Origin of the sequence: Devosia sp. (assembly GCF_034675085.1) — a bacterium.
Classification (GTDB): domain Bacteria; phylum Pseudomonadota; class Alphaproteobacteria; order Rhizobiales; family Devosiaceae; genus Devosia.
Window position 1 is genome coordinate 1 of the sequence record NZ_JAUCDN010000417.1, and the last position, 2,320, is coordinate 2,320.

The window sequence follows — 2,320 nt, forward strand, 5'->3', positions numbered from 1 at the left end:
GGCCCCGAGCCGATCACGGTAAGGTCGAATTGGTCTGCCATTGAAAGCCCCGAAAACTGATTGCCTGCGCAGTGTAATGCCTTGGGCAGCAATAGACTACCGCCCGCGACGCGAAAAGCCCCGTCGCGCCCGAGCATGGCTAAACCATGCCGGAGCCGCTGCGAAGTCGGCAAAAAGCATGAGGAACGGGCAGAACCAGGGCCTTGCCACCCCCCGGGTCAGTCCGGCGCAGGCCCGAATGACACGGGGGGATAGGGCGGTTCAGATCGAGCTTGGACCTTCTAGTCGCAACCGGTGAGGGTAAAGACGTCGCCGGCCGCGATATCGGGCTCGAATTCGTCCTGCCGGTACATCGAATACCACAGGCTCGCCGCCAGCCTGGGCAGGATAACCTGGTCCGGCGCCCCGGCGCCGCGCGCATCGTCCAGAAAGCCGACGACGCCCCCGTAATTGCCATAGATGGCGGAGGGCTCGCCCTCGACAAAGTCGCAGATTTCGGCGCTTCCGGTCGCGCAGGGACCGCTGATGGACCAGATGGGAGAGCCGAAGCCATTGGGCCGGTAGACCGCACCCTCCAGCGTCACCCCGGAATTGGGCAGCGCGATGATGAAAGCCGCCGTCTGGTTGCTGGCGGCCATTTGCGGCACCGGCTTGAAACTCAGCCACCAGGCGGCCTGATCGTGCCGATAGCGGGCATTGCCGATGGTGCATTCTCCCGCCTGGACGGCGCCGGTCAGCACCAGCGCGGCCAGCATCGTCATCCTCAACATGCCCGTTCCCCCGATTGCCGGCCCAGCCTAAAGCACGGCGCGCGCCAGCCAACCCGCATAAAGGGGGGCCGGCCTGTTATTGGGTGGCGATGGCCTGGGCGCGGGCAAGGACGGCGGGCAATTGCCGGTCGATATCGAGGGCCCCACTCTCGACCTGTTCGAGAAAGGCGCGGCAGAAAACGCTTTTGTCCGCGGCCTGGTTATAGGCGCTCATGATCTGGGTGCCGCCATAGGTTTCCGCCGCCTTCTGCCGCTCCTCCGCGTTCCCGCCCAGCCGGGCGACGACACGGTCGGCCAGCTCCAGAAAGCCGATATTGCGCAGATACCAGTTGTCGTTGGCCTGTTTGTATACGGGGTCGAGCCCGGTGGTTTCATAGCAATGGGTGGTCATCACCGAAACGATGGCGCGCGAGCCGTGAAAGGCCATCAATTCCCCGATAAGGGCGGCATCCGCCTCGCTGGCGCTGGCGGGGATAACGGCGAGGAGAGTAGCAAAAGCGGCAGGCAGGAGGGAACGCAACAGACACCCCGGGGAGCAAAAACACGCAGTCACAACCCGTCTCATCTGGGGCCAATGCGTTAACAGACTGTTAGCATCGAGCCTCACCGATCATCACGAATCCGTAACGAAAAAGGGGCCCGCGCCAGCGGACCCCCGAATAGGTTCGGATTGCGGCGGATCAGAGATCGAGAACCAGCCGCTCGGGCGATTCCAGGCTTTCCTTGACGCGCACGAGGAAGGTCACCGCCTCCTTGCCGTCCACGATGCGGTGATCGTAGCTGAGCGCCAGATACATCATCGGGCGGATGACGACCTGCCCGCCAATGGCGACCGGCCGCTCCTGGATCTTGTGCATGCCCAGAATACCAGACTGGGGCGCATTGAGGATAGGCGTGGACATCAGCGAGCCATAGACGCCGCCATTGGAGATGGTGAAGGTGCCCCCCTGCATGTCGGCCATGGAAAGCTGGCCATCGCGGGCCTTCTTGCCCAGATTGCCGATTTCCTTCTCGATCTGGGCAATGCTCATCTGGTCGGCATTGCGCACCACCGGCACCACCAGGCCCTTGTCGGTGCCCACGGCCACCCCGATATGGGCGTATTGCTTGTAGATCAGCTCGTCCCCGTCGATCTCGGCATTGACCGCCGGGATCTCCTTGAGGGCGTGGACCACCGCCTTGGTGAAAAAGCCCATGAAGCCGAGCTTGACGCCGTGCTTCTTCTCGAACAGCTCCTTGTACTGGTTGCGCAGGTCCATCACCGGCTTCATGTCCACCTCGTTGAAGGTGGTGAGCATGGCGGCGGTGTTCTGCGCGTCCTTCAGGCGACGGGCGATGGTCTGGCGCAGGCGGGTCATGCGCACGCGCTCTTCGCGGGCCGCATCCTCGGCCGGGACCGCACCGCGCGGCACCGTGACGGGCGCCGGAGCCGGGGCCGGAGCGGACGAGGTGCCCGAGGCCACGGCCTTCTGCACGTCTTCCTTCATGATCCGGCCGTCACGGCCGGTGCCGGTGACCTGGTCGGCGGTGAGACCGGCCTCGGCCATCGC

Annotated in this window: 3 protein-coding genes; all 3 read right to left on the minus strand. The window is 64.4% G+C overall.

Translation table 11 applies throughout. The features are described 5' to 3' along the window. Positions 1-281: 281 nt before the first annotated feature. Entirely contained in the window at positions 282-770 is a 489-nt protein-coding gene (locus tag VDP82_RS17160; protein ID WP_323016038.1) for a hypothetical protein, read from the minus strand. A gap of 76 nt (positions 771-846) precedes the next feature. Further along, on the minus strand, positions 847-1,290 hold the full coding sequence (locus VDP82_RS17165; RefSeq protein WP_323016039.1) for a hypothetical protein: 444 nt from the start codon (positions 1,288-1,290) through the stop codon (positions 847-849). Positions 1,291-1,450: 160 nt separating this feature from the next. Continuing rightward, a partial coding sequence (odhB, locus tag VDP82_RS17170; protein WP_323016040.1) for a 2-oxoglutarate dehydrogenase complex dihydrolipoyllysine-residue succinyltransferase occupies positions 1,451-2,320 on the minus strand: 870 nt, incomplete at its 5' end.

What these genes read in the sequence shown, in the direction of transcription:
- VDP82_RS17160 (WP_323016038.1), bottom strand. Translation starts at nt 770, where the DNA reads ATGTTGAGGATGACGATGCTGGCCGCGCTGGTGCTGACCGGCGCCGTC.